The following is a 26,469-nucleotide window of genomic DNA, read 5'->3' as shown; positions in this document are numbered from 1 at the left end:
TATTATCTCGCTTCTTACGTCTATCACGGCTCCAGTTATATCCTCTGGGTCAAAGCCACTTAGCGAAGCATAGCTAGTAAGCGCCTGATCAAGCTCGCCCAAAAGCCCTCTATAATCAATAATATAGCCATAATCTTTTCCGTCATAAAGCCTATTTACTCTAGCTATTGCTTGAAGCAGATTATGCTCTTTTAGCTGTTTATCTATATAAAGTGTGCTTGCTCTTGGCGCGTCAAAGCCCGTTAAAAGCTTATCCACGACGATAAGCAAATCTATCTCTTCGCCGTAAATTATTAAGCTTTGTCGATTCTCAAGACGGGATTCTTGCGGATACGATAGTTAGGATTTGGAAAAATAAGGCTCTTATAACATGGGCATATTCAAAACGCAACTAAATCGAGGGGTTAATACGACTGCGAAAACTAATACGGCTATATTATAGCGACGCTTGTTTTATTAAATAATCTTAATCCCGCACAAAAATACTCTTCTTTTTGATTTTTATTTCTTGCTCAAAAAACAATCTCTACTTTAATCTTTATTTATGCTATATAAAAACCAACAAAATCTCAATTTTTAAAATTTGCGCTAAAATACCAAATAAAAAAACAAAAGTAAATTTCCCTATAAACCAAAATTTACTTTAACTTAATAAAAAATAACAGCTTCTAATTCCATCGTATAGTCTTAGAGCTTAATATCATTTATCAAAATATTAAGAACAAACAATCCCTACATAGGCAATATGTTAATACTTACTTAGCAAACTCAAATGAGTTTGCTGTAAGGTCTTGGCAAACGGCCGATATTTTTCTTTGTCTAGGCAAAAGAAAAATATAAAAACTTAGACGAAACCTTATCGCTCGAAAATGATTTTTCATCGGCAAAATGTCTAAGTTTTCATATAAAAAGCCCTTAATGAATATAATTAAGGGCTTTTTATATACGGTCGGCGTGTTTGAGTCGTGCACGGACTATATAACAGTAAAATACAGCTTGACAAAAATTAGTTTTTTTGACTTGACTCTATAATATAAATTTCCTTCTCGGTCTTACGTCAGGCCGCAAATTATATTTATAATTTTTCAAGATTTAATCTACATATGCAGCAAGTTATGTGCGATCTAATTCTAGCCTTATACTATTTTTACTATTCTTTTATTTCTTATACAAATAATAGATAATGATAAAATCTTAGTCAAAAAATATCTTAAGATATATGCTAAATCCGCATATATAAATCATCATCAGATACCGATAAAATCGTACTAAAAATAGTTTAAGTTTTTGCTTGATTTAAGCAAGATTTCACTACAATCAAATCCTAAATTTAGATTTTCAAGCTATCATTTCGCAAAAATTAAGGAAAATCATGCAACCTATTTTTACGACGCAAATCATCAAATTTAAAGGCGCGCAAAAAAGCGCCGTGGATGATATTTTGGTGCGTGAGATCAAGCTTGAGATCTACATAAACGACAAGCGTTTCGGCGCACTGATGGCTACTCCAACCGATCAGGAGGCACTAGCTGCAGGCTATCTAATCAGCGAAAATTTGATCGCGAGCCCCGAGGATATCGAGAGTATCGAGCTCTCAGATGACGCTTTAAGCGTGCGGGTAAAGGCTAAAATCAACGAAAAGCGCCTCGAGCAGTTTGACGAGGAAAAGGTGATAATCAGCGGCTGCGGGCGCAGCTCTACGGCAAATATCGACCCGGGGGCGATGGCGGCGCGCTCGATAAAGGGCGAGGTTAAATTTCACAAAGACGAAATTTTGCGCCAGATGGGGCAGTTTTACACGCAGTGCGAGCTTTACGAGATGACGGGCTGCGTGCATACGGCCAAGCTTTTTGTTAGCGGCGAGCAGTTTTACATCGGCGAAGATATCGCCCAGCACAACACGATAGATAAGGCCGTCGGCAAGGCGGTATTAGCCGGCGCGCAGCTGCAAAATTCGTTTTTGATGGTGAGCGGAAGGCTAAGCTCCGAGATGGTGGCAAAAGCCGTCATGCACGGCATCCCCGTGCTCGTCTCGCGCACGGCTCCTACTAGCCTTGGCGTCGTGATAGCGCGTAAATTTAACCTCACGCTGTGCGGCTTTGCACGCGGCGAAAACATAAACGTATATAGCGGCGCGGAGAGAATCTATGAGTGAGCAAATACGAGAACTGATAACCAAGCTGCTAAATCCAAAGGGTAGGCTAGACTGCGGAGCGGCGTTTAAGATCGCTGCAAAGCTAGGCGTGGAGATCGGCGAGGTTAGCGACGAGGCCGAAAAAATGGGCGTAAAAATCGACAACTGTGAGCTAGGGCAGTTTGGCGGGCTAGAAAACGGACGCGGTAAATACACCGTGATGACGCAGCTAAAACAGATGACCGACGAAAAGGACAGGATACTGTGCAAAGACGCTAGAGACGCGGCTGCGGGCGTGGGGCTAAAGACGATCCGATCGACGCTAAAAGACTATAAAATCGACGTAAAATACTGCCAGTTGGGGTGTTTTAAGGAGAAGAAAGGGAAAAAGATGAGAGTAAAAACCAAAACTTGGATAGAAAACGACGAGGGCGAGCTGATATTCGGCAAGGGCAAAACCGAAGTCCTAGACGTCATCGCCGAGGTCGGCTCGATCTCAAAGGCCGCCGAAATCCTAGGAATGAACTATAAAAAATGCTGGACTCATCTGCAAATTTTGCAAAAAAATCTAAAAGAGGAGCTTTTTACGACTAGGCAAGGCGGCGGCGAAAATGCCGGTACGACGCTAAACGAGCGCGCGCATGAGCTCATAAACGCCTATAGGCAGCTTCAAAACGACATCGAGGATTTTGCGGATAAGCGCTTTAAGGAGTTGTTCTTGAAAAAAGACGGCGAAAAAAATGACGCAACTAAAGACGACAAAAAAGATAAAAAATCAATTTAAGGGAGAAAAAATGTACGTAAAACTAAACGATAGGGTCTATCTAAACAAAGATAAGATCACCAGAGTAAAGGTAGATAGCGTCCAAGACGGTATCAGGATCCGCTTCTATGAGGGGCAAAATCAAGTCGCTAAAAGCGGACGCTTTGAAACCGAAGCAAAAGCTATCGAGTGGCTAGAGAAAAATTTTATAAACAAATAATAAAATGGTCGTGAGCCTCTGTGGCTCGCGCTTCTGTGCTTTATCAAGTTAAATTTGCCGCCTTGCGGATAAATTTAGCTTGCTCAAATTTAATCTCCAAATTTACTAAATCATTTCCAACGCAAAAGTCCCAAATTTGCGAAAATTTACTATAATTACCGCATCAAATTTAAAGAGTAAAAATGGCAAATTTAGACGAAATAAGAAAAAATATCATCCTAAAACAAGGCGTGCACTATTTTGATTTCGCGGCTTCGGGGCTTGCTTACGAGCCCGTAGAGCGCGAGATAGCGGACGTTTTAAAAACCTATGCCAACACCCACTCCGATAGTAGCTCGAGCGCGATCATCACGCAGAGGCGCTACGAGGGCGCACGCGAGAGCCTGAAAAAGCTGCTGGGCCTTGACGAGCGGTTTTGTCTCATCGCCTGCGGACATGGCGCGACGGCCGCGATCAAGAAATTTCAGGAACTGCTAGGTATCTACCTGCCGCCTGTGACCAGAAGTGCGATCGGCGAGGCAAATTTACGCACCGCGCAGCTTCCGCTCGTGCTCGTTTCGCCCTACGAACACCACTCAAACGAGCTTAGCTATCGCGAGGGGCTTTGCGACTACCTGCGCGTACCTCTTAGCGAGGGCGGAGAGATCGATCTGCTAGCGCTTGAGCGCATCCTGAAGCTAAATGCCGGACGCCGCATCATCGGCTCGTTTAGCGCCGCCTCAAACGTCACGGGCGTCATTAGCGACTATAAAAAGATCAGCGAGCTAATCAGAGCTGCGGGCGGTATTGTCGCTTTTGACTGCGCGGCGCTGAGCTCGCACGCAAATTTAGACTGCGATTATTTCGACGCTATTTTCCTCTCGCCGCATAAGTTACTTGGCGGACCTGCTAGCTGCGGGCTTTTGGCGATCAAAAAGGAGCTGTTTAACGGTGACGTGCCGACATTTGCCGCGGGCGGGACGGTTGCATACGCTAGCCGCGAAGGGCACGTGTTTTTAAAAAATCCCGAGCAGCTAGAAGAAGGCGGTACGCCGCCTATCACCGGGCTTATGCGGGCAAATTTGGCATATGCGCTGCGAAACGAAGTGGGCTTCGAACAAATAAAAAGTGCCGAGGACGAGCTCGCGCGGCTTTTTGAGCGCGAGCTAGCAGGCATAGACGAGATCATAAACTACGCTCCAAAGGACGCGCCGCGGCTGCCGATTTTTTCGTTTAACATTCGCGGCGTATCGGCTTATGATTTCGCCGCGAGCCTTAGTAATGACTTTGGTATCCAGACGCGCGCGGGCGTGATGTGCGCGGGGCCGTACGCTCACGATCTGCTGGGCATCAAAGAGGGGCGCATGCCAGAAGCTAAGCCCGGCTTCGTGCGCGTGAGCCTGCACTACACGCACACCGAGCGCGATGTGCGCTATCTCGCGGGCGCGATAAAATCCTGCATCAAAAAGCACCGCGAGCTCTGGGGCGAGGAAAAGGCGATGTATGAGATGTTCGGCGGGAAAATTTAGCTTTACAATAGTGGTTAAACGGAAGTAAATAAGTTTAAGGAAATATAATAAATGAAAATTCAAATAATATCTTACTCCACAATATTTAAAATAAATGATCCGCACATATCTTGTACTATTAGCACTTTTGAACGTCCTAAGAGTTTTGATGAATTTGATATAAATGTTATAGATTTAAATAACTCCAACTTATGGGGTTTTAACTCAGAATACCAAAAGTGCACTGAGGCCGTATATCACCTTAAAACATTAAAAGAAATTATGAGAAACTCAAAAAGAGGTATATTTATCATAATAATGCCTACAAATATAAAGGTATCAGTGGACTATTCTGGATATTATACAAATCAAACCGTTGCAATTAAAGATATTCTCAAGCAAGTTAACCAGGAATTATCTACACTGGTTTTGTCTAATATAAAGTTAAGATATGAAATAAGCACAACAACCATAGACGAGCAAAATTTTTATTCCGATTTTATATTTGACAATGTGGATGGCGAGACCATCAAATGGTCAAATGGAGGTAAGAGCACAATAGTCAAACATAATGAGAGGCTATATTCGACTACTCTTTTTATCAAAAACGCAACTAATGATTTAGAAATTTTAGTATCATTTATTGTTTCTAGATTCCAAAAATCCGATGTTCCTGATTGGTTTAATGGTTTTGAGTATTTCGATGATGCAATGCTGAAAAACAAACGCAACAAATTATTGGATATATATCGGCAAATTGAAGATATAGATAGGCAAATTGATGAAAATAATAAATTCAAATCAATCCTATATTCAACAGGAGATGAGCTAGTTGGTGTAGTGAAGGAAATTTTAGTAGATATTTTCAAACTAACAGACAGTCATTTTACAGATGTGAAAAAAGAAGATTTTAGATTCGAATTTGAAGATGTTAACTTTATGGTAGAGATAAAGGGAATAAATACAAACGTCAAAAATAGCAATATAGCACAGTGCAAGAAACATGTAACTGATTTAATAGCCGAAGACGATACCAAGTCTCCTGGCAATGTAAAAGGCTTGCTAATAGTTAACCCTCAACGTGACATAGAGCCTGGCAAAAGGGAGCCGATACATGCCAATCAAATAAGCTATGCAAAAAGTGAAGGTATATTAATAATAACGACTTTAGAATTACTAAAATTATATCAAGCATACACTAAAGACGAAGTTGTTAGTAATAAATGTTTTGAGACGTTTAAAAATAACGTCGGAGAGTTTAAATTTGATTTATAAAAAGGGCGCAAAGTGCACCCGAATCACGCAAATTTAAGCCATAAATTCGACTCAAATTTGCGCGTAAATAAAATTAGTTTTTGCGACTGTTTGCGTCAGGCGTGAAAAGCGGCTTATCTAGCAGCTTAAAGTCACCTATAAATTTCTGACCCTCTTCGCTTGTAGCCCATTTTATAAATTTCTCTGCATTTTCGATGTCAGTTTTAGGGCAGTGTTTTGGATTTACTGCGATTAGAGAGTAGAAGTTTTTAAGATCGTTGTCGCCCTCGTTGATGATGACCATCTCAGGATGACCTTTTTGGTTTGCTTCATATTTAATGTAAGTACCACGATCAGTAAATGTAACGCCTTTTTGCTCAGCAGCAGCATTTATCGTAGCTAGCATACCTTGGCCTGTTTGCATATACCAGCCGTCTTTTTCAGGGACTTCACCAGCGATCTTTTTCCAGATGCCTTTTTCTTTATTGTCTGTGCCTGATTTATCGCCGCGAGAGAAAAATTTGATATTCTCTTTTTTGATCAGCTCAAAGCTCTCTTTTATATCTTTACCTTTAAATTTATCAGCGATTGATTTATCAGCGATAACGACGAAGTCATTGTACATTACGGGTTTTCTCTCGACGCCAAAGCCTTTTTCTACGAATTCTTTCTCAACCTTTGGCGAATGCACGAAAAGTATGTCCGCATCGCAGTTTTCGCCTAGTTTTAAAGCTGCTCCAGTGCCTACGGCGGTCCATTTGATATCGACGCCTGTTTTTGCCTTATACGCAGGATAGATCGCGTCTAGTAGCCCCGTGTTATCGGTGCTGGTTGTAGTTGCCATGATGAGTTCGCTATCGCCTGCAAACGCCAAAACGCTCGCGATTAGCGAGCCTAATATTACTTTTTTCATTTTTCTCCTTTTTTTAAAGTATGCTATTATAGCATATTAAATTAACCATATAAACATACGGAGAAATAATATTTGGACTTTCTACTAAACGGATTTTTAGAGGCCTTTAGGCTGCTTTTTAGCGGCGATGAGGAGACGTATTCGGCGATCAGGGCGACGCTTTACACTTCAAGCGTTTCGATATTTTTTGCGATTTTAGTCGGTTTTCCGCTAGGATTTACGCTGGGATTTTACGATTTTAAAGGGCGCAGGATTTTGAGACTGCTCAGCGATACGGCGCTTGCGATGCCGACGGTCGCGATCGGGCTTATTTTGTACGCATTTATCACGCGAAACGGTCCGTTTGGCGAGTTTGGACTGCTTTTTACGCTAAAAGCCGTGATGCTGGGGCAGTTTGTGCTAGCACTACCTATCATCATCTCGCTAAGCGCTAGCGTCGTGGAAAATATGGACAAAAAACACTATCTAACGATCTTAAATTTACGCCTGAGCGCGCCGCGGCTAGTTGGCTGCGTGCTTTACGAGCTAAGGTATGCTCTGATGGTGGTCGTAGCGACGGCGTACGGGCGCATCGTGGCTGAGGTGGGCGTGGCGATGATGATCGGCGGAAATATCAAATATTTTACCCGCACGATCACGACTGCGGTGTCGCTGGAGACGAACAAGGGCGAGTTTGCGATGGGTATCGCGCTAGCTTTGGTACTTATTTTTATCGCATTTGCAGTAAATTTGGCGATACATGCGCTAAAAAGGCTTGATAGATGAAATTTGATAAATTTAGAAATTTTACGATCGCAAAAAGCGGGCTGGGCGCGTCAAATTTGAGCCCTTTGTTTAAATTTAACGGTAAAGGCGCAAAGTGATAAACGTTAGAAATTTACGCCTAAACTACGGCGCGAGCGAGATTTTAAACATCCCGCGCCTTGATATCGACGTTACCAAAATCACCGCGCTAACGGGCAGCAACGGCAGCGGCAAAAGCACGCTGATGCGTGTAATGTCGTTTTTACAAAAGCCAACTAGCGGCGAGGTGCGGCTGTGGGAAAGCAGCGCGCCTAGTCTAAATTTACTGCGCGACGTTAGCGTTTTGTTGCCAGAACCGGCACTTTTAAAACGCTCCGTGAGGGAAAATTTTAGGGCCGTTTTAAAAAGCCGCGGAGTGCTGGGGGAATTTGACGAGCGAGCGAGCGAGGCGTTAAATTTGGTCGGGCTTGACGAGAGTTTTTTAAACAAGCGTCACTTTGAGCTTAGCTCCGGACAGACGCAGCGCGTTAGCTTTGCGTTAAATTTGGCGCTTAGATCGCGTCTTTATCTACTCGACGAGCCGACAAATAGCGTGGACGTGGGCACGTCAAAGCTGTTTGGCAAGGCGGTGCTTTACATGCGGCAAAGATACGGCTGCGGCTTTGTGATCGCTAGCCACGACGACAAATGGCTAACCGCCATCGCCGAAGAAAACGTCTTTTTGCACAAAGGTCGCGTGTGCGAATTCGAGTACAAAAATATATTCGACACGCGGGACGGGGTTTTAAAATTTGACGAAAACGCGAGCGTAAATTTACCGCAAAATTTACGTAACGCCGTAAAGATCGCCGTAAATCCAAGTAAAATAACGCTAAGCAAAACGCTGATAGAAGGCTATCTTGAGGGCATCTTGCACTCGGTTTCGCTCTATCTTGGCAAAGAGCTTTTGGTGAAAATCAAAGTCGGCGACTTTTTAATAAAAACGCTGGCGGAGAATTCGCAAAATTTTAACGTCGGCGAGATGATTTATTTTAAATTTGACGAGGAAGCGTTTTTGGGGCTTGAGTGAGCCCTGAAATTTTGCAAATTTCGCTTCAAATTTTAAATTTAGACTCGTTTAACGCCCGTTAAAAGAGCCTAGTTAAAAGTAAATATCAAAATGAAGCGTAAATGCAATATATATGCGGAAATTTCATATTTATTTTATCCCCTAAAATTCGCCGTAAGTAATATGCAACTAAGGCATATTTAAGCATATATTAATTTTTTTAATTTATTTTTTTTTAAGTATAAGAAGTAAGCCAAAAAGTAGTATAGTTTCATGATCGAAAAAAATATCAAAAAATAGACAAAAATGATAAAGGAAGGCGATGACTAGCAAGGGCGAATTTGCGGCGGGACGCGGGCTTTACTACTCGCTATTTTCGCGTTTTTTCGTTTTTAGCCAAGACGCCGATAGATTTGCAGGCGTAAACGCGATACTAGACCTTGCCGCAGCGCACGCTCTAAACGAGGAATCGGCCGCTGCCATAATGCGCATACAGGCAAAATTCGACGAGAAAAATCCGCAAAATTTAGTGGATGAATTCGATGAAATTTTCCACGCTCCGCCAAGCCCTCTTAGAAACTCACTGTCGTACTACGACGAGGGCTACGAGGTCGGGCATGCTTGCGCGAAAGTGCGTAAAATTTTAGCCAGCACCGATCTTAGACGCGACGAGGCTAAATTTAAAGAAAACGAAGACAACGTGGGCTTTGTATTTGCGCTGATGAGCGAATTTATCGCGCGCGAGGGCGAGCGTGAGCTATACGGCGAGCTAGAGGAGCAGCTTTTTAAAGAGGTCATAAATCCAAACATCGATGAGTTTATAAAGAGTCTTTTTAATCACGAAAGTAGCGAAATTTACAAAGACGTCGCGGTACTACTGCAAGGATTTATCGAGTTCGAGCGCGTAGTTTTAAGCGCGCCGCGTCCTATAAATCACGGCGAAAACAAAAAGACTTTGGACGGAGTTTCAAGATCTGAGGCTATAAGAAGACAAAAAAACCGAGTGAGAAAGCTAAAAGCTATGGAGGAAGAAAATGCAAAAAAATAGGCGAGAATTTTTAAAAAAGGCGGGGCTAGTCGGAGCTGTAGCGGCTACGGCCGGAGTAGCGACGGCAGTGGCGTCAAACCTAAAATACGGCAAAAGCAAAAAGACCGAAGTGCTTTATAAAAGAAGCAAAAACTGGGATCTATACTACGAACAAGCAAAATAATAAAAATTTAAGAAAGGATAAATATGTCTGAGGCAAATTTACGTCTTATGCCCCACTCAAACGCAGTCGGGCGAAGATCGTTTTTAAAAATGGCCGCGCTAGCAGGCGTAGCGGGCGGCATGAGCGGGCTGGCTGCTAGCGGCGTAACTAGAAGCGCCACAAAAGAAGAAATGGCAAATCCGTTTCCAAACTCTAAAATCGTAAAAACCGTTTGTACGGTTTGCTCCGTTGGATGCGGAGTGCGCGCCGAGGTAGAAAACGGCGTTTGGGTACGCCAAGAGGTAGCTCAAGATCACCCGGTAAGCGCTGGTGGCCACTGCTGTAAGGGTAGCGACGTCATCGATATGGTGCGCTCTCACTGCCGCGTAAAATACCCGATGAAAAAAGTAGGCGGCAAATGGAAACGCATCAGCTACAAAGAGGCTCTTGATGAAATCGGCACCAAACTAAAAGCGTATCGCGAAAAAAATCCAGAGCAAGTAATGTTTCTAGGCTCTGCAAAAGATTGCAACGAACAAAGCTATTATATAAGCAAATTCGTAGCGATGTTCGGGACTAATAATCTAGATCACCAAGCACGTCTTTGACACAGCTCTACAGTCGCCGGTGTGGCGAATACTTGGGGTTACGGAGCTATGACAAATCATCTTGGAGATATCCAAAACGCGAAGTCTATCTTTATAGTGGGCGCAAATCCGGCGGTAAATCACCCGGTCGGCTTTAGACATTTTCTAAAAGCGAAGGAAAATAACGGCGCAAAGCTAATCGTGGTCGATCCAAGATACACGAGAACTGCGGCTAAGGCTGATTATTTTGCTCAAATTCGTACCGGCACGGATATACCTTTTATGTATGGCATGATGAATATCATCTTTCAAAACGGCTGGGAAGATAAGGAATTTATAAACGACCGCGTCTACGGTATGGATCTGATCCGCGAAGAGGCTGCCAAATGGACACCTGAAGTCGTAGCAGATGTTTGCGGGATCAAAAAAGAGACGCTTCTTGAGATAACCGAAGTTTACGCTAAAAATCGCCCGGGATCGGTCGTTTGGGCGATGGGTCTAACTCAGCACACCATAGGCAGCTCAAATACCCGTATCGCTCCGATCCTGCAACTAGTGCTAGGAAATATGGGCGTTAGCGGCGGCGGCTGTAACATCCTTCGCGGCCACGACAACGTTCAAGGCGCGACGGATATGGCGAATTTGCCGACCGAGCTACCCGGGTACTATCCAAAAAACGAAGCCAACTGGAAATACTTCGCTAAGATGTGGAAGGTCGATTTTGAATGGCTCCAAAAGAATTTCGTTAAGCCTGAAATGATGTTTAAGCCCGGATTTACGCTATCAAAATGGTGGGCGGGCGTGCTTGACGGTAAAAACGGCAACGAAGCCGTAGATAATGCCGGCGACAGTATAAAAGCCTTAGTGGTAATCGGCAACGGTATCACATCAACCGCGCAACAAGTAAAAGTAAAAGAAGGCCTAGATGCGCTTGAGCTTTTAGTACTGGTAGATCCTTTCGTAAACGATGCCGGCGTGATAACTGACAAAAAAGACGACGTCTATATACTGCCTGCGGCGACGCAGTTTGAAACCAGCGGTACGGTCGTAGCGACAAACCGCAGCGGCCAGTGGAGAAGCCAGGTCGTAGAGCCTTTGTTTGAGAGTATGCCGGATCACGAAATTTTATTCGAGCTTGCCAAAAGGCTAGGCTACTATGACGAGCTAACGCGCACGATCAGAGACGCCGAAGGTAAGATCGAGTGGCCTGAGGTCGCTACGCGCGAGATTGCAAATATAATAAAAACTATCGGCATGACGGGCTGGACTCCGGAAAGGCTCAAAAAGCACCAAGAAAACTGGGATAAATTTGACGAAAAAACAAGTCTAGGAAAACCGGGCACCGTAGTCGAAGGCGAATACTACGGCTTGCCGTGGCCGTGCTGGACAGAGGATCATCCGGGCAGCCCGATACTTTACGATATAAACAAGTCCGTTAGGCAAGGCGGTATGGGTTTTAGAAACCGCTTCGGCTTAGAGCATAACGGAGTTAGCCAATTAGCCGCAAACGGTAGTGCGCCCGTAGATTCGTTTGTCAAGGGCGGATATCCGGAGATCAAAAAAGATAACATCGAAAAGGTGCTAGGCATCACGCTAACCGAAGATGAAAAGGCTAAAATAGGCGGCAGCTGGATACATGACGATAGTAATATCATCGCTAAAAAATGCATGGAGAAAAACATCGCTCCGTACGGCAACGCACGAGCTAGGACGATCGTTTGGACTTTTGCGGATCAAATTCCTCTTCACAGAGAGCCGCTGCATACGCCTAGATTTGATCTAGCGCAGAAGTATCCGAGCTTTGAGGATAAGAAACTTCAAAACCGCGTCGATACGAAATTTAAATCCGTCCAGCTAGCAAAGGACTACTCAAAAGAATTTCCTATTATCCTCACGACGGCTCGCCTCGTAAATTTTAGCGGCGCGGGCATGGAGACGAGAGCTAGTATGTATCTAAGCCGCTTGACGCCTGAGATGTTTGCGGATATCCACCCTGAACTTGCGGCTAAACACGGCATTAAAAACTGGGATTTCATCTGGGTTCATTCGCCTGAAGGCACTAAGGTTAAGGTGCGCGCCAGAGTGGTACCGTCCGTTAAACCCGACACCATCTTTATGCCGTTTCATTATGCGGGTTATATGCAAGGCGTTGATATGACTGGTAATTTCCCGGAAGGCACCAAGCCTTATGCGGTAGGCGAGAGCGCAAATACCGTCACTAACTACGGATATGATATAAACACTCAGATTCCTGAAACCAAAAGCGGTCTATGCCGCATAGAAAAGGCGTAAAATGAGCGAATTTAACGATAACAATAGACTTAAATTTTACTGCGACGACGATAGATGCATCGACTGTAACGGCTGTGCGGTAGCTTGCGACGAGGCTCACGAGCTGCCTCTTGGCATCCGCCGTCGCCGCGTCATTACGCTAAACGAAGGCGTACCAGGTAAGGAAATATCAACCTCGATAGCTTGCATGCACTGCGAGGACGCTCCGTGCTCGCTGGTTTGCCCGGTTGATTGTTTTTACATCAGAGCCGACGGCGTCGTGCTACACGACAAAGATATCTGCATCGGCTGCGGATACTGTCTATACGCGTGTCCGTTCGGCGCGCCTCAGTTTCCGCGCGAGGGAGTGTTTGGAGCCAAAGGTTCGATGGATAAGTGCACGATGTGCGCAGGCGGTCCGCTACCGACCAATAGCGAAGCCGAGCGTGAAGAGTACGGACAGGATAGAATTTCCGAAGGCAAAGTGCCGGTTTGTGCGGCGATGTGCTCGACAAAGGCGCTGCTAGTAGGCGAATCCGCAATGATAGAAAAAATCTATGGCGACAGAGTCAAGGCTCGCGGCTACGGCTTTAAAGACCTAAAACAAACTCCGACCTGGAAGCTTGCTTATTACGCGGGCGACAGGCTTAAAATAAAATCTTAAAATTTAGCTCGCTCTTGACGAGATTGCAGGGGCGAGCAATCTCATCAAATTTGACGCGGTTTGACTGCGTCAAATTTAACTCACGCTTCTTTTCGCTTCATTAAATTTACATAGATAGTTCGTCAAATTTGAATGCGGATAAATTTGAAATCAATATGTAGATAAAATTTAAGTAGAAAAGGGCGGTCTCCCGCCCTAAATTTAAGCCCTAACAGGCGATAAATACGGATTTGCCGAGTGCATCGACATCTCGTTTTGCTCTCTAAATTTGATAAATTCCTCTTCGCTTAGACGCCTGATATTTGCTATCGTCATCTTTAGCGGCGTGATGCCTGAGAGCGGATCGGGATCGCCGGCGTTTGCTAGCTCGTTACCGTCGGCCTCGCTGTAGTGGAAGGTCGTAAATATCGTGCCTTCTTTTAGATCCGGATTTACTCGCAGTTTGGCGGCGATCTGACCGCGTTTGTTTTGTACGAGCGCGTAGCAGCCCTCCTCTAGCTCCCTCTCGCGAGCGATATCGGGACTCACCTCTATGAGCGCGCCCTCGATGCCAGCACCGTATTCAAGAGCCGGACACTCTCTAGTCATCGTGCCGGTGTGGTAGTGATAGACCTTGCGTCCGGTCGTAAATAGGCACGGATATACCTCATCAGGCACTTCACTAAGCGCGCCGCTACCGACTGGGTAGCCGTCCGGGATATTCATCTTGGCTCTAAATTCAGCCTCAGCCTTTGCGCGCTCCTCTTTATCATCTACGTAAAGTACCGGCGCGAAGCGGAATTTGCCGCCAGGCAGCATGGACTTGTGATCTGCGTAAAGCACCGGCGTACCCGGATGCTCCTCGTCCGGGCATGGCCAGCTGATACCGCCTAGCTTGCCTAGTCTATAGTAGCTGATACCGCCGAAAAATTTAGGCATAAGCTCCCTTAGCTCGTTCCAAATTTGTTCAGGGCTCGCAAAATCAAACCCCTCTAGCCCCATGCGGTTTGCGATGTTGCAAACGACCTTCCAGTCGGGCTCCACGCCGTTAACGGGCTCACTAGCCTTGCGCGTGCGTTGGACGCGGCGAGAGGTGTTGATAAAGGTTCCGTCCTTTTCACCCCAGCCCGCGGCAGGTAGCACCACATCGGCCTTATGCGCGCTCTCTGTGAAAAACAAATCCTGCACTATAAAGCAGTCTAGATGATGCACGGCGTGGGCGAAGTGCTCGGTCCAAGGGTCGCTCATTACGGGGTTTTCGCCGTAGACGTAGAGGACTTTTAGCTCGCCGCTATCCATTTTATCCGGCGCTTGCGTTAGCTTAAAGCCCGGAACCGGATTTAGCTCAAAGTGCCATACTTTGCGCGCTTGCTCCTGTGCATAAGGGCTATTTACCGCGCCTGCCGGGATTACGTTAGGCAGCGCGCCCATGTCGCATGCGCCTTGGACGTTGTTTTGACCGCGCAGAGGATTTACGCCGGCACCCTTTTTGCCTAAATTTCCCGTTAAAACGGCCAAATTTGATAGTGAAAAGACGTTTGACGTGCCGTCGCTAAACTGAGTGATACCCATCGTGTAGCAAATCGCCGCCGCACCTGCTTTAGCATACATTCTAGCTGCCTCTATGACGAGCTCTTTTTTTATACCGGTTTCTCGCTCGAAACGCTCAGGCGTAAAGTCCTTAACCGCTTCTTTTAGATATTCAAATCCCTCGGAGTACTTCTCGATAAACTCGCTATCTTGCAAATTTTCGGCGATTATGACATGCATCATCGTATTTAGCGTTTTGATATTCGCTCCGATCGGGATTTGCAAGAAAATATCGGCTTTTTTAGCCATATCGGTGCGCTTTGGATCTACGACGATCATCTTTGCGCCGCGCTGAAGGCCGCGCTGCATCTGCATAGCGATGATCGGGTGGCACTCGCTTGTGTTGGTACCGATGAGTAAAAATACGTCCGTGTCAGTCGCAAATTCGACCAAATCGTTCGTCATCGTTCCGTTTCCTAGCGTGCTGGCAAGACCTGCCACTGTAGGAGCGTGTCAAAGACGGGCGCAGTGATCGACGTTGTTGCTGCCCTGAGCGCGGAAAAATTTCTGGAAAACGTAGTTATCTTCGTTATTTGAGCGCGCAGAGCTAAAGCCCATGATCGAGCTTGGGCCGTATTTTGCGACGGTGGATTTAAATTTATCCGCAAGGAAATCATAAACCTCCTCAAAACTCACTTCTTCAAGCTCTCCGTGCTTGTCGTAGACGCCGTTTAGCTTTCTCATCATCGGTCGGCTTAAGCGTTTAGGAGAGTTTACGAACTCCCATCCGAACATTCCTTTTAAGCAAAGCTCGCCGTCGTTTACGTGGTGGTCTTTGCTAGGTTTGGCATCTACGATTCTACCGTTTCGCACGATAAGATCGATGCCGCAGCCCGTACCGCAATATGGACAGGTGGTCTTTACGATCTCTTCCATTTTTGCTCCTTTCTGGTATTACTAAAAATTATGAGATTATTATACAACGGCAAATATAAATTTAGTTTTAAGATTAGTATATTTTTTTAAGAATTATTTAAGTAATATGTAAATTTAGAATATTCCTTTTTTGGCTAAATTTGCCTTTAAAATCGTATTTTGAAAGCAAAAATCACATATTAGTCATTTTGATAAAATTTGTCCTACCGGTACCCACTCTATAACAATCTATTAAAGATTTCTTGCTGCCGATAACTTGCTTATATCCCCATCTCATCCCTACTATACATCTTGCCTTTTATCTCATTTTTTATTTCTCTAGGCTCGTCATCTAGCAACCTACTAAAATTCGGTATTAGATTGCTTATTTTTGAGATAAAATTAATAACCTTCGTTTTAAAGTTTTCTAATACAGCTAACTTATCCTATAAATTTTCTATCATTTCGTATTTAACTTTTGCTTCTTCTTTCGGCTCCGATATTTTTCGGCATTATGTAGTATCCGCACAAATTCATTTTTTTATTAAATCTAAATAATGTTCGCAAATTTTAGTGTTTTTATGTAATTTTCCATAAAATCCCAATCTGGCTCAAAATCGGTTTCGTTTATTTTTATGGCTGGCAACAAAATGTTTGTTTTTAGGAGCCTATCGCCTGTCCAACTTCTACTGTATGAAAATTTATTTCTTTTTAAGTCTAATATAGTGGTTAAAAACAATCCATTATATTTATTTAGGCGTTCACTGTATCCACAGAAAGTCTTTCCACTCATTCCGATAAAATCATATCCTTGATACAGCGAGCAGCCTGCGCTTCCTTGCTCAAGTTGTATGAATAATACAATTGCCCCTTGAAATGTATTCTTTATTGTCATTAAGCGACCACATAAATTCGTATCCGTTTGATTCTTTTTTTTGCAGCTATATACGCAACGTCTCGCCCCCCCTCTATTAAATTATTAGTATTATTTCCTTTTGTTGATTCAATTTTAAATAAAGTTCCCAATTCAAAATACTTCCAATTAGAAATATTTAAATTTTTATTTATTTTTTGCATCTTAGGTGCAGTATTGCTCAGATTTGCTTTTCCTAATTTTACGACAAAAGACGCATATTCTCTTACGGTTTTTTCAAAATTCTTTATTGATATACTAGAATAAGTTTGTTTTCATATATGCTTCAGCCAACCATTCGTCATTTGCATTTATTGTTTTTAAAACAGAGATTCCGTCTTTTTAATTTTTTTTACGATAAAGATTAAGCCATTCTTTCTCCGTTTCAGCCCACGAGCCCTCAGCCTTCTCTACTCTACCTAATTTTTTTCTTTTTTGAAAAGCATCATCTTTATAATATCCAAAAAATATTTTATGGGTGTAAGAATACCTAACACCCAATTCAAAAACCATACAACACGCTACTGAAGAAGAGCCGGGATGAAAGACATCCGAAGGCAAAGAAAATACTGCTAAAAGAGTGTGTTCTTTCAGCATTTTTTCTTTATAATTTTTGGCTCTCTTTAACTTAAGCTCACGCAAAGGAGCATTAAGTTACGATGAGTTCGATGAAAAACAAATATATAATCCGTTCCCGAATTTCAGAGAAGAAATTTAGAGAAATTCTAAAGTACTTCGCGGAAGATATAGAAGCATCAAAGATATCGAATTTAACTAAAATTTCAGAAGCAACCCTATGTAAAATCTTTAGAGAAATAAGAATTCTTATGTCTAAAGAGCGTGAGAAGATATCTAAGTTTTCAGGCGAGATAGAGATTGACGAAAGCTACTTTGGAGCTAAGGGAGTAAGAGGTCTTGCGCTTGCGCTCTCTTTGAGAAAAGAGGCAGAAACGCGGCAAATAAAACATCGGTGTTCGAAATGTTAAAGCGTGACGGTAAGGTCTATACCCAAATAGTTAAAAACTGTTCTGCAAATGAACTAATACCCATACTATCAGAATTTAGCGATCTGGACGAGAGCGTTATTTACTCTGATTGTTGGAAGGCCTATGATGGCTTGGTTGATTACGGAGCTAAAGCTCATTATAGAGTAAAGCATTCAAAGAATGAATTTGCAAACGGTAAAAATCATATCAATGGCATAGAAAACTTCTGGGGATATGCCAAGCATAGATTATCTAAATTTAAAGGCATTAAGAAAGAGAATTTCTTGCTTCATCTTAAAGAGTGCGAATTTAGATATAATACTAAAACTACACAGGAAAACTTATATCAAAAACTATTAAAATTGATAAGAGAGAATCTGCTTAAGTTTAATTGGGCCTTTAATTTTTTAGCTCTTACTTGTCGTTAAACTCTTTTTCGTCTAGGTGTATTTGCTTTAGATTTTTATGTCTTGCCTTACTGCCGATCTCACCCCTTAGAGCAATGCCTTCAAATGCCGCTCCGCCCATTTCTTGCATACTTCTGTCAAATTTTAACGTCTCGCCTTTGCCGTTAAACCTAAGATTTTTATGGTTTTCAAATTGGTAGTTCGTAAAAATAAGCTGATAATGCTTGGTCTTTTCGTCGTTATGTTCGCTAATCAATAAACACTTTCGCCATATTTTGCACAGTACGATCTCGCAAATTTAAGAACTCTGTCAAGCGAAACTTGAGCATTAACAAAATTAACTTCGGTTTGATTTAGTCCTTCTTTGGGGTCTTTGGACGCTCGGTGCCGAAACTTATGATCACTTAGGAAAACCCAACCATATTGTTTCGCCAACGATTCTTTACCGCCTTGCCGTTTTTATAGATTTTAGTTTGAGCTTCGTAGTCGGCTTTCATCTTTTCGTGATATTCTCTCAAAAGTGCTTTTATATATTTCTTATCACTAAATTCTTTATCTCCTGCTGTGATCTCTCGCATATTGCCGTTATCGTTATATTCGCTAAGCACTATGTATCTATTATTTCGGCTGTTACCTCTAAGATATCCGATTTTAGAGGCATGCTTAGCCTCTCTAACATTGTGCTCATATCTTGTTGCAGTCTTCTTTAAGGTTAAAAACTCGCTTCTTACACAAAGGACCATGTTGTGTCCGCCTATTTGAAGGGCATTACTCATTTTTGATCCTTTTCTTTATTATCTACTATAGAAATTAAGAGCATGTTTTAACCCTTTTTTGAAAAATATAAGCTGCAATATCGGTTATCGCAAACGCCATGCGAGAATTCTTTGCATCTCTCATTTTGATATAACGTGGAATATCTCTGCTCTGCGATATACGAAGATCAAGAGTAGATACACCGATGTCAAGAACCCCTGCGGTTTGCTTTCTGTCTAAAACCACTTTTCCTTTATATTGGCTAGATATGTGCTCAAGAAGCGTTTTGTACCCTACGTCGTTATATAGTTTAAGCATATTATTTTTCTCCTTCTGCTTAGTTCTTACATAACTAATTACAGCAACTTTTCGTTTACTTTTGCATTTTTGAATGATTTTTAAGTAATTTTCGAAAAATTTTTAATACCCTATGGTTCCTTAGGGTATTTTAGAGTAATTGAGAGTAAAAAATTATTTTCGTATTTTTAAAAACAAAAATAAAGTATCTTAGATTAACTTAGAAAGCTTGGTAAGAAATTTGAATATTAAAAAATTTCGGGAACAAATAAGGAACCAATTTAATAAACCAATAAAGCTTAAAGCTCTTGAAATATCGGTAAAATCGGGGCTTAAAATGGATTTTTGGGTATATATGGCTCCGGATGCTGGGTTCGAACCAGCGACCAAGTGATTAACAGTCACCTACTCTACCGCTGAGCTAATCCGGAACACTTGAAAAGAGCTCGTATTATAGACGAAAAGATATGTTTTGTCAATAAATTTTAGCTTAATTTAGAAAAAATCGTACAGAGCCCAATAAATTTTTATAAAAGGCTAAAACTAGCCTTTTATAAATCCACTTGCAATAACCTTATCGCCATCATACATAACACAAAGCTGGCCTTGTGCCACACCAAGTGCATTTTGATTTAGCGTTAGTTTCGCTGTTTTATCCTCTTTATCAACCTCAACAAAAGCATCAAGTTTAGGGCTTCTATATCTTATCTTAGTTTCGCACTCAAATTTATCTTTATCTATAAACAAATTTACGTTTTCAAGCTCGACTACCTTTTGAGCCAAGTCATCTTTTGTTCCTACGACGATCTCGTTTTTATCGGCATTTATCTTTATAACAAAATGTGGCTCATGGGCGCCGAAAACCTCAAAACCACGGCGTTTACCGATAGTATAGTGCATATAACCTTGGTGGCGGCCGATTATTTTGCCGTCTTTATCAACTACGTTTCCTGGCAAATTTGTATTGTAATGCTTATTTAAAACTTCGATATAAGTATCTTCCACAAAGCAAATTTCACTACTTTCTGCCTGCGTAGCAAATTCTTCAAGCACTTTTACACTTCTTGCAAGCTCTTTTATATCTTTTTTAAATTTATCCCCAAGCGGGAAAATAACATCTTTTAATATCTCTTTTGGCACTTGGGCTAAAAAGTAGCTTTGATCTTTGCTAGGATCTTTTGCACATGTGATAAATCCATCAATAACTTGCACATAATGCCCAGTAGCAAGCTTCTCACAGCCATTTGCCTTTGCAAAATCAAGCAACGCACCAAGCTTTATAAATTTATTGCACAAAGCACAAGGATTTGGCGTCTTGCCCTCTTTATAAAGCTTCACAAAAGGATCATAGACAAACTCGTTAAATTTTTCCTGCAGATCCAAAATATGCACCTTTATGCCAAGATACTCGCCTACTTTTTTTACTTTTCTGATATTTTCTTCGTGATATCCTGGCTTTTGATGTAGCATCATATAGCAACCTTGCACTTCATGACCAGCTTCTTGCAGAAATTTAGCCGTCATAGTGCTATCTACACCACCGCTCATTGCGACCATTATTTTCATATTTTTTACCTCTTTGAAATTTAAAAGGGGATATTTTATATCTTATTTTTAAATAGCCAAAATTTCATCTACAATAAGCTCTAAATCATCGGTGATTTTGTATAAATTTATATCTTCTTTTTTTATTGTTTTTTGGCTAACTAGCGTATTTTTTATAAACTCATCAAGCCCTTGCCAAAACTCGCTCCCAAAAAGAAAAATTTTTACTTTTTTGCTACCAACTTGAGCAAGTACTAAAATTTCAAAAAGTTCATCAAGAGTGCCAAAGCCACCCGGAAAGACGACAAATGCGACTGAACGATCGGTAAGTGCAAATTTTCTTGGGCTTAAATTTGAAAAGAGATATTTTGCTGTGACGTAAGGGTTTGTATTTTGTTCAAACGGAAGTCTCACATTTAAGGCTATGCTTGGCGATTTTGCACTATCAAACGCGCCCTTGTTTGCGGCTCTCATTATGCCGTCTCCGCCACCAGTTAAGATGGCGTATCCTAGCGCGTTTAGCTTATAAGCTAGTTCATAAGCCTTTTTGCAGTAGAAATTTTCTTCATCAAATCTAGCCGAGCCAAAGAAGGTAACATTTTTATTTTTATATTTTAAGACATTTGGAAAATTTAAAAGATCACTAACTAATTCATTATTCATTATTTTAACTGTTGAAGCCTCTCGCGTTTTGAGCCTATCTGAGTGATCTGGATGCCAAAGTTTCCATCGATTATGACGACTTCGCCAAGAGCTATTACCTTATCGCCGATCAAAATTTCAAGCGGATCGTTTGCTAATTGATTTAGCTCAATAACTGAGCCAATATCCATAGTAAGCACATCTTTTAAAAGCATTCTTTTTGAGCCGATACGAACACGAATAGGTAGCCTAACGTCCATTATAAGACCGATATTTCTCATCTCTTCAGCGCTAAAATCGCCCTTAGCTATGTGAGGAGTGCTTGCTGGTGCAGCTGGTGCTTCAGTCTTCGTTGGCTCAAAAAATTTCATTAGCGAATGATCGCAAGCAAAACCGATATGCTCGCTTAGATCTTCGATTTTTACATTAAATAAAAATAGCTTTTCATAAACACTAAAATCAAGCGAAGAATTTTCATCTAAAAAATTTACATTTATTACTTCAAAATTTATCTTTGGCATGCCCTTTTGAGCGCCCAAAGATGTACTAAAAGCACTAAAAAGGTTTGAAAATATCTCTTTTGCGGCGTCAAGCTCATCACTGCCTAAATTTTCATTCTTTGAAATTTCCTCTTCGCCCATCATCCATTCGCTAATGGCACTTATTAAAACTGGAGTGCATACTATCTCTGTTTTAGCATTGATGTCGCCACTTAAAGAGATATTAGCCATCACTACCGGCGGTTTTATGCCATTTTGCGTTGGTGCATCAAATTCATTTCTTTCACCAACCTCTGGAGCTCTGCCCGTAAGTCCTTCGATAGTAGCTTTTAATTCATTAGAAAATATATTAAAAAAATCATTCATCATCTTCGTCGTCCTCTTCTTCTTCCATTTTGCGCTCATTAGCTTCATACGCCATTAGCTTTGCTTTTCGCTCTTCTTCGTATTTTTCTAAGATATTTTTGATCTCATCTTTATCAGAGCGTATTAACTGTTCAATCCTTATAGATTTTCTAAATCTATGAAGCCCAACCTCAGCTAAGAAAACTTCTTTTTTATCGATACAAACGATCGCCTTGTCATCAGCTCCTCTATCAAGCCTTAAAATATCGCCTTCTTTTAAATTTAAAAACTCATTTACGCTAATGATCGACTTGCCAAGTATGGCCTCATATAAAATTTCTGCTCGTCCGATAAGTGTTTTTAGCTCTTTATTTCTACTTTTTTTTGCACTTGTTTCGCCAAGCATAATATCTCTGTTTGCAAGGCGTGAGAGTATCGGTTCAAGATAGATGACTGGATAGCATAAATTTATCATACCGCTTGATCCGCCAACTATGATCTCCATAACGACCATGATGACGATCTCATTTTGAGAGACGATCTGTACGACATTTGGACTGCTCTCCTTAGCTTCCACATTTGGGTACATATCAGTTATCATTGACCAGCTCTCTTTTAGACGCTGCATGATCATTCTAAGCACCGCATCAAGTAAATTTACCTCAATGTCAGTTAGTTCTCTATTTGCTTCAAAATTTTCACCAGTTCCGCCAAGCAAACGATCTATCATTGGAAAAGCAATGCTTGGATTTATCTCCAAAACACAGTTTCCATCAAGTGGTTTTATAGAAAAGACATTAAAACTAGTTGGACTTGGCAAACTCATCAGAAATTCACCATAAGTCATTTGATCAACACTATGAAGTCTGATCTCGACAATACTTCTCATCACACTAGAAATTTGACTAGCTAAGTTTCTAGCAAGCTTGTCATGGATACCTTTTATCGCACGAAGTTGCTCTTTACTAACACGGTTTGGGCGCTTAAAATCATAAATAATGATCTGCTTTTGTTCGCCCTGCGATCTCTCTTCGACCTCAATATTACTCGTATCGCCATCTTCATCGACAACTTCAAGTAGCGCGTCTATCTCTTCTTGACTTAAAATATCAGCCATTAAACCCCCAAGCTACGCCTGATACGATCAAGCAAACGTTTATGAATTTGTGAAATTCTACTCTCGCTGATATTCATGATCTGGCTTATCTCTTTTAAATTTAGCTCTTCATAATAATAAAGCTGAACCAACATCTGATCTCTTTCGTCAAAATCTTTTAAAGCTTCTTCTATTTTTAAAATGAGATCCTCTCTCTCAATGCTTTTCTCGACGTCATTTTGACCAATTAGCTCCATTTGCTCGTCTATTGGCAAAATAGTGATAATACCGCTAACGCCTCTTGCCTCTCTTATCTTCTCAATATCTTCATTAAGCTTTTCGGCCAAATACTCATCGCTTGGCTCTTCTTCAAATTCATTAAAGTAGTTATCTATCTCGGTATTTATGCTCTTTACTAGCTTTCTATCGCTTCTGCTAACAACATCAAGCGTCCTTAGATAATCAAGCATAGAGCCATAAATTCTCTTTTTGCCATAACCCCAAAAAGAGTCATTTTGCTCCTTGTCATACTTCCTGCTAAGTTTTATCATCTCCTCAACGCCAATGCTTATTAGGTCATTTGTATCTATGCTTGATGGCAACCTCTCTTTAAGTCTAAACGCCATTGCACGCAGTGCTGGCATATATTTTAAGACGATTTCGTCTTGTTCCTTTTTTATCGTGTTTTTATAAGCGTTAAGCTGCTTTTGCTTTAACTCGTGCATTTCGTTTACCAGAATCAAAATTTTCAGCAGTCATTTTTACCATTATATTTTCCATACGCTTTTCTCTAGTATTTAGCTCAGAGATGAGATAGTCTGCGATCTCTTCGTGTTTTTGTTTGTCAAAAATTTTAGTTAAAGCCCTTTTCACATCGATGTAGTTCATGATAACAATGTGAATTATAAGATAAAAAAACAAAGTAATAACTAGTGTATAAACTAGCATTTCGATAGGCTCACTCACCTTTAGCAAGGTAAAAACTATACCTACAAAAAAGCCACAAACCGTAAAAAATGCTATAAAATTTTCTGCACGCAAAGCTCAATCTCCATTAAAATTGTTCTATCAAACGCTTAAAGAAGCCCCCAAAGCTCCTGCTTTGCTCATCGTCAAGCACTTTTCGTTCCAACCTATAAAGTAAATTCGAAGCTATCTGTTTTATCTGAGCACTAGGCTCAGCATAAGCAGCGTCGTCTGTAAAAAGCGTTCGTTGTTTTATGCTTCTTGAAACATTCTTATCAGAAGCCACAAATCCTATAAGCTCTAAATTTAAGCTAGGCCCGATATTTGCATTAGCAACGCGTTTTATATTTTCATAAATTCTAGTCGCTTCTGCTTCATTTTTTACCATATTTAAAAGCAAAAGCTCACTATTTTTAAACCTTGAGACGATCTTTATGACAGCGTATGCATCGGTTATCGCTGCAGGATCAGGCACTGTCACCACTACAACCTCATCAGCCGCCTCTAAAAATAGCTGCGTACTACCGCCTATGCCAGCTCCGGTGTCAATGATCAAAAAATCAAGCTCATCAAGCTCGCTCGCCTCATCTAAAAACCTCTCAAATAAAAATTGATTGTTAAATTTTAAAATTTCATCGCCGCTCTCGCCAGGAATGAGGATCAAATTTTTATTTATGGGTATCAAGATATCTTTTAGGCTGCACTCACCTTTTAGCACGTGAAGTAAATTTTTACCCATTTTTACATTTAAGATGACGTCAAGGTTTGCAAGGCCGATATCAGCGTCAAATAGCCCTACTTTGTAGCCATTTTTTGATAAAACATTTGCCAAATTTGCACTTATCGTGCTCTTACCAACACCACCTTTGCCGCTAGTTATCGCAATAAAATGTGTATTTTTGCTCTTGCTTTGAGACTGGACTAAACTTTGTAATTTTTGCGCTTGATTATTCATCGCTAGCCTTTTGCTTTATAAAGCCGTCAAACACGCACTCTACTAAAAATTCGCTCTTTGCCTCCACAAGATCATCAGGTACCTCTTGACCCACGCTAAAGTAGCTCACTGGTGTATTTGTCTCATATATCAGCGAAAAGACGTTGCCAAAAATTTTTGTCTCATCAAATTTGGTGATTATCAGCGTGTCAATATCCAAAAATGAAAATCCATTATAAATTTCTATTAGATCCTCAACCTTTGAGCCAGCCGAAAGAACCAAATTTACATCTATCTTTGCACCGCTATGCTTTAAAAATTTATCAAGCCTTTCAAGCTTTTCTTTGTCATACTGCGAATTTCCAGTCGTATCAATAAGTATCACATCACAATAATTAAGCTGTTTGATAGCATTTTGAAAGTCATCTATCTCGATAACATCGAGAATGGGCAGCTTCATCATTTTAGCGTATTGAAATAGCTGCTCAACCGCTCCGATACGGTACGTATCAAGCGTGATGATGCCTGTTTTATACCGCTTTTCATTGCCGTAAGCAAAACGAGCCGCTAGCTTTGCAAGAGTCGTAGTCTTACCAACTCCAGTTGGGCCAACTAGCATCATGATACGTTGTTTTTTATCGCTTGGCTCTTTTCTGCATGGCAGCATATTCCGCAAAAGCGAATAGAAATATCTCTTTACTGCGGTTGGATTGCTCTTCATCGAGACTGGCAAATTTTCAAGCGTCGTTTGCATGATCGCCTCTAAATGCTCCTCTTTCATACCGCTTTGTTTTGCGAGCTTATAGATGCTAGCAAATTCTGGCGGGATCGAGAGATTATTGCGATTTGGGGCTTTTTCATCCCAGATCATGTCAGTTATGAGCCCTATTTTTTCGCTTAACACGCTTACTTGCTTTGCCACATCGTCTATTTTTTTATTCATACCATTTGGTATGCTCGACTCTTTATCTTTGACGTCATCGATATTTACATTTGCGATCGTGCTTATCTCTTTTGCAGCAGCTGAGATATTTAGAAGCACGCTCTCATTTGGATCGTAAGGCTCGGGCGACGCTGTCTTTGCCTCAAATTTAGCCGGTTCTTCTTTTATCTCAAATTTTGGCTTAGTAGGTTCATAGTTTTTATTAAATTTAGAATAGGCATTTTCGTAGTTTATGGCTTTTGCATTTGGCTTTGGAGGCTGTTTAACGTCGTCCTCTTCGACACTTACTAAAATCTCATAAAGTGGCTTTTTGTTTATTGTTTTGGCTTGAATTTGCTTTGTAGTAACTAGTATGGCCTTTTCGCCGCACGTCTCTTGAGCCTTTTTCAAAGCCTCAATGGTACTCTCACCTGTAAAAGTATGAAATTTTGTAGCCATTT

At 41.4% G+C, this 26,469-nt stretch carries 26 protein-coding genes, 1 tRNA gene and 2 pseudogenes; 12 read left to right on the top strand and 17 right to left on the bottom strand.

What is annotated here, in order from left to right; all coding sequences use genetic code 11:
• Positions 1-120: 120 nt before the first annotated feature.
• Positions 121-306 (bottom strand): annotated as a pseudogene (locus CCON33237_RS10065) (type I restriction enzyme subunit R domain-containing protein); the annotation flags it as partial.
• A gap of 1,066 nt (positions 307-1,372) precedes the next feature.
• Here CCON33237_RS10065 and fdhD point away from each other — a divergent pair.
• From fdhD to CCON33237_RS02780, 5 genes are all read left to right on the top strand, one after another.
• Complete coding sequence (gene fdhD, locus CCON33237_RS02800; RefSeq protein WP_054196297.1) at positions 1,373-2,155, top strand: formate dehydrogenase accessory sulfurtransferase FdhD; 783 nt, start codon at positions 1,373-1,375, stop codon at positions 2,153-2,155.
• A complete protein-coding gene (locus tag CCON33237_RS02795) occupies positions 2,148-2,918 on the top strand; it encodes a winged helix-turn-helix domain-containing protein (RefSeq protein WP_054196296.1) in 771 nt (256 codons plus the stop codon). The genes fdhD and CCON33237_RS02795 overlap by 8 nt, the downstream gene beginning before the upstream one ends.
• A gap of 10 nt (positions 2,919-2,928) precedes the next feature.
• Positions 2,929-3,117 carry a hypothetical protein gene (locus tag CCON33237_RS02790; protein WP_004321084.1) on the top strand — a complete coding sequence of 63 codons (189 nt, stop codon included), beginning with the start codon at positions 2,929-2,931 and terminating at the stop codon, positions 3,115-3,117.
• Between the two features lie 182 nt (positions 3,118-3,299).
• Entirely contained in the window at positions 3,300-4,625 is a 1,326-nt protein-coding gene (locus CCON33237_RS02785; RefSeq protein WP_054196295.1) for an aminotransferase class V-fold PLP-dependent enzyme, read from the top strand.
• A gap of 51 nt (positions 4,626-4,676) precedes the next feature.
• Complete coding sequence (locus CCON33237_RS02780) at positions 4,677-5,879, top strand: hypothetical protein (protein WP_054196294.1); 1,203 nt, start codon at positions 4,677-4,679, stop codon at positions 5,877-5,879.
• A 73-nt stretch (positions 5,880-5,952) separates the two neighbouring features.
• Here CCON33237_RS02780 and tupA read toward each other — a convergent pair whose 3' ends face one another.
• Positions 5,953-6,771: a tungstate ABC transporter substrate-binding protein TupA gene (tupA, locus tag CCON33237_RS02775; protein WP_054196293.1), complete on the bottom strand. Its 819-nt coding sequence runs from the start codon at positions 6,769-6,771 to the stop codon at positions 5,953-5,955.
• 72 nt (positions 6,772-6,843) lie between these two features.
• Between tupA and tupB the strand changes: the two genes are divergently transcribed.
• From tupB to fdh3B, 6 genes are all read left to right on the top strand, one after another.
• A complete protein-coding gene (gene tupB / locus CCON33237_RS02770) occupies positions 6,844-7,536 on the top strand; it encodes a tungstate ABC transporter permease TupB (protein ID WP_054196292.1) in 693 nt (230 codons plus the stop codon).
• Positions 7,537-7,630: 94 nt separating this feature from the next.
• Positions 7,631-8,584 (top strand): tungstate ABC transporter ATP-binding protein TupC, encoded by a 954-nt coding sequence (gene tupC / locus CCON33237_RS02765; protein WP_054196291.1) that lies wholly within the window; start codon positions 7,631-7,633, stop codon positions 8,582-8,584.
• 301 nt (positions 8,585-8,885) lie between these two features.
• Positions 8,886-9,611, top strand: coding sequence for a TorD/DmsD family molecular chaperone (locus CCON33237_RS02760; protein ID WP_054196290.1), 726 nt, complete (start codon positions 8,886-8,888; stop codon positions 9,609-9,611).
• A complete protein-coding gene (locus CCON33237_RS02755; RefSeq protein WP_054196289.1) occupies positions 9,598-9,774 on the top strand; it encodes a twin-arginine translocation signal domain-containing protein in 177 nt (58 codons plus the stop codon). The genes CCON33237_RS02760 and CCON33237_RS02755 overlap by 14 nt, the downstream gene beginning before the upstream one ends.
• A 47-nt stretch (positions 9,775-9,821) precedes the next feature.
• Positions 9,822-12,632, top strand: a complete 2,811-nt coding sequence (locus tag CCON33237_RS02745) for a molybdopterin-dependent oxidoreductase (RefSeq protein WP_155463287.1) — start codon at positions 9,822-9,824, stop codon at positions 12,630-12,632.
• A gap of 1 nt (position 12,633) precedes the next feature.
• Positions 12,634-13,275 (top strand): formate dehydrogenase FDH3 subunit beta, encoded by a 642-nt coding sequence (fdh3B, locus tag CCON33237_RS02740; protein WP_054196286.1) that lies wholly within the window; start codon positions 12,634-12,636, stop codon positions 13,273-13,275.
• A gap of 201 nt (positions 13,276-13,476) precedes the next feature.
• Here the strand turns inward: fdh3B and CCON33237_RS10060 are convergent, their stop codons facing one another.
• The 3 genes from CCON33237_RS10060 to CCON33237_RS02715 form a co-directional block, all read right to left on the bottom strand.
• A complete protein-coding gene (locus CCON33237_RS10060; RefSeq protein WP_234402256.1) occupies positions 13,477-15,720 on the bottom strand; it encodes a molybdopterin oxidoreductase family protein in 2,244 nt (747 codons plus the stop codon).
• 529 nt (positions 15,721-16,249) lie between these two features.
• Positions 16,250-16,594: a hypothetical protein gene (locus CCON33237_RS02725; protein WP_054196284.1), complete on the bottom strand. Its 345-nt coding sequence runs from the start codon at positions 16,592-16,594 to the stop codon at positions 16,250-16,252.
• A 360-nt stretch (positions 16,595-16,954) separates the two neighbouring features.
• Entirely contained in the window at positions 16,955-17,254 is a 300-nt protein-coding gene (locus tag CCON33237_RS02715; RefSeq protein WP_141089929.1) for a hypothetical protein, read from the bottom strand.
• 17 nt (positions 17,255-17,271) lie between these two features.
• On the opposite strand from CCON33237_RS02715, the pseudogene CCON33237_RS02710 reads away from it, so the two are divergent.
• Positions 17,272-18,026 (top strand): annotated as a pseudogene (locus CCON33237_RS02710) (IS1595 family transposase).
• On the opposite strand, the gene CCON33237_RS09840 reads toward CCON33237_RS02710, so the two are convergent.
• The 12 genes from CCON33237_RS09840 to flhF form a co-directional block, all read right to left on the bottom strand.
• Positions 18,013-18,261, bottom strand: coding sequence for a hypothetical protein (locus CCON33237_RS09840; RefSeq protein ID WP_234402257.1), 249 nt, complete (start codon positions 18,259-18,261; stop codon positions 18,013-18,015). The pseudogene CCON33237_RS02710 and the gene CCON33237_RS09840 sit on opposite strands and share 14 nt — an antisense overlap.
• Positions 18,262-18,409: 148 nt before the next feature.
• Positions 18,410-18,781 (bottom strand): hypothetical protein, encoded by a 372-nt coding sequence (locus CCON33237_RS09835; RefSeq protein WP_234402258.1) that lies wholly within the window; start codon positions 18,779-18,781, stop codon positions 18,410-18,412.
• Positions 18,782-18,815: 34 nt separating this feature from the next.
• Positions 18,816-19,007, bottom strand: a complete 192-nt coding sequence (locus CCON33237_RS02700; protein WP_148817096.1) for a hypothetical protein — start codon at positions 19,005-19,007, stop codon at positions 18,816-18,818.
• Positions 19,008-19,414: 407 nt separating this feature from the next.
• Positions 19,415-19,489 (bottom strand) — tRNA-Asn (locus tag CCON33237_RS02695).
• 112 nt (positions 19,490-19,601) lie between these two features.
• A complete protein-coding gene (mnmA, locus tag CCON33237_RS02690; RefSeq protein ID WP_054196280.1) occupies positions 19,602-20,624 on the bottom strand; it encodes a tRNA 2-thiouridine(34) synthase MnmA in 1,023 nt (340 codons plus the stop codon).
• Between the two features lie 48 nt (positions 20,625-20,672).
• Positions 20,673-21,266 (bottom strand): LOG family protein, encoded by a 594-nt coding sequence (locus CCON33237_RS02685; protein ID WP_054196279.1) that lies wholly within the window; start codon positions 21,264-21,266, stop codon positions 20,673-20,675.
• Positions 21,266-22,114 carry a flagellar motor switch protein FliY gene (gene fliY / locus CCON33237_RS02680; RefSeq protein ID WP_054196278.1) on the bottom strand — a complete coding sequence of 283 codons (849 nt, stop codon included), beginning with the start codon at positions 22,112-22,114 and terminating at the stop codon, positions 21,266-21,268. Before fliY ends, CCON33237_RS02685 begins: the two co-directional genes overlap by 1 nt.
• Positions 22,104-23,207: a flagellar motor switch protein FliM gene (fliM, locus tag CCON33237_RS02675; RefSeq protein ID WP_054196277.1), complete on the bottom strand. Its 1,104-nt coding sequence runs from the start codon at positions 23,205-23,207 to the stop codon at positions 22,104-22,106. Before fliM ends, fliY begins: the two co-directional genes overlap by 11 nt.
• Complete coding sequence (locus CCON33237_RS02670) at positions 23,207-23,911, bottom strand: RNA polymerase sigma factor FliA (protein ID WP_054196276.1); 705 nt, start codon at positions 23,909-23,911, stop codon at positions 23,207-23,209. The genes fliM and CCON33237_RS02670 overlap by 1 nt, the downstream gene beginning before the upstream one ends.
• Positions 23,883-24,227, bottom strand: coding sequence for a hypothetical protein (locus tag CCON33237_RS02665; RefSeq protein WP_021090750.1), 345 nt, complete (start codon positions 24,225-24,227; stop codon positions 23,883-23,885). Before CCON33237_RS02665 ends, CCON33237_RS02670 begins: the two co-directional genes overlap by 29 nt.
• Before the next feature lie 13 nt (positions 24,228-24,240).
• Positions 24,241-25,107, bottom strand: coding sequence for a P-loop NTPase (locus CCON33237_RS02660; RefSeq protein ID WP_054196275.1), 867 nt, complete (start codon positions 25,105-25,107; stop codon positions 24,241-24,243).
• Positions 25,100-26,467, bottom strand: coding sequence for a flagellar biosynthesis protein FlhF (gene flhF / locus CCON33237_RS02655; protein WP_054196274.1), 1,368 nt, complete (start codon positions 26,465-26,467; stop codon positions 25,100-25,102). Before flhF ends, CCON33237_RS02660 begins: the two co-directional genes overlap by 8 nt.
• Positions 26,468-26,469: the final 2 nt, after the last annotated feature.

The organism is Campylobacter concisus, assembly GCF_001298465.1.
Taxonomy (GTDB): domain Bacteria; phylum Campylobacterota; class Campylobacteria; order Campylobacterales; family Campylobacteraceae; genus Campylobacter_A; species Campylobacter_A concisus.
Note: the sequence above shows the minus strand (reverse complement) of the source record. Positions and strands in the feature narration are given on the sequence as shown.

Bases quoted from the DNA above. Each gene is read 5' to 3' on its own strand.
- CCON33237_RS02760 (WP_054196290.1), top strand. From the start codon at position 8,886: ATGACTAGCAAGGGCGAATTTGCGGCGGGACGCGGGCTTTACTACTCG.
- CCON33237_RS09835 (WP_234402258.1), bottom strand. From the start codon at position 18,781: ATGAGTAATGCCCTTCAAATAGGCGGACACAACATGGTCCTTTGTGTA.
- flhF (WP_054196274.1), bottom strand. From the start codon at position 26,467: ATGGCTACAAAATTTCATACTTTTACAGGTGAGAGTACCATTGAGGCT.
- fliY (WP_054196278.1), bottom strand. From the start codon at position 22,114: ATGATGAATGATTTTTTTAATATATTTTCTAATGAATTAAAAGCTACT.
- fliM (WP_054196277.1), bottom strand. From the start codon at position 23,207: ATGGCTGATATTTTAAGTCAAGAAGAGATAGACGCGCTACTTGAAGTT.
- fdh3B (WP_054196286.1), top strand. From the start codon at position 12,634: ATGAGCGAATTTAACGATAACAATAGACTTAAATTTTACTGCGACGAC.
- CCON33237_RS02790 (WP_004321084.1), top strand. From the start codon at position 2,929: ATGTACGTAAAACTAAACGATAGGGTCTATCTAAACAAAGATAAGATC.
- CCON33237_RS02725 (WP_054196284.1), bottom strand. From the start codon at position 16,594: ATGACAATAAAGAATACATTTCAAGGGGCAATTGTATTATTCATACAA.
- CCON33237_RS02755 (WP_054196289.1), top strand. From the start codon at position 9,598: ATGCAAAAAAATAGGCGAGAATTTTTAAAAAAGGCGGGGCTAGTCGGA.
- CCON33237_RS02780 (WP_054196294.1), top strand. From the start codon at position 4,677: ATGAAAATTCAAATAATATCTTACTCCACAATATTTAAAATAAATGAT.
- CCON33237_RS02785 (WP_054196295.1), top strand. From the start codon at position 3,300: ATGGCAAATTTAGACGAAATAAGAAAAAATATCATCCTAAAACAAGGC.
- CCON33237_RS02660 (WP_054196275.1), bottom strand. From the start codon at position 25,107: ATGAATAATCAAGCGCAAAAATTACAAAGTTTAGTCCAGTCTCAAAGC.
- CCON33237_RS02795 (WP_054196296.1), top strand. From the start codon at position 2,148: ATGAGTGAGCAAATACGAGAACTGATAACCAAGCTGCTAAATCCAAAG.
- fdhD (WP_054196297.1), top strand. From the start codon at position 1,373: ATGCAACCTATTTTTACGACGCAAATCATCAAATTTAAAGGCGCGCAA.
- CCON33237_RS02685 (WP_054196279.1), bottom strand. From the start codon at position 21,266: ATGAATAATGAATTAGTTAGTGATCTTTTAAATTTTCCAAATGTCTTA.
- mnmA (WP_054196280.1), bottom strand. From the start codon at position 20,624: ATGAAAATAATGGTCGCAATGAGCGGTGGTGTAGATAGCACTATGACG.
- tupA (WP_054196293.1), bottom strand. From the start codon at position 6,771: ATGAAAAAAGTAATATTAGGCTCGCTAATCGCGAGCGTTTTGGCGTTT.
- CCON33237_RS02670 (WP_054196276.1), bottom strand. From the start codon at position 23,911: ATGCACGAGTTAAAGCAAAAGCAGCTTAACGCTTATAAAAACACGATA.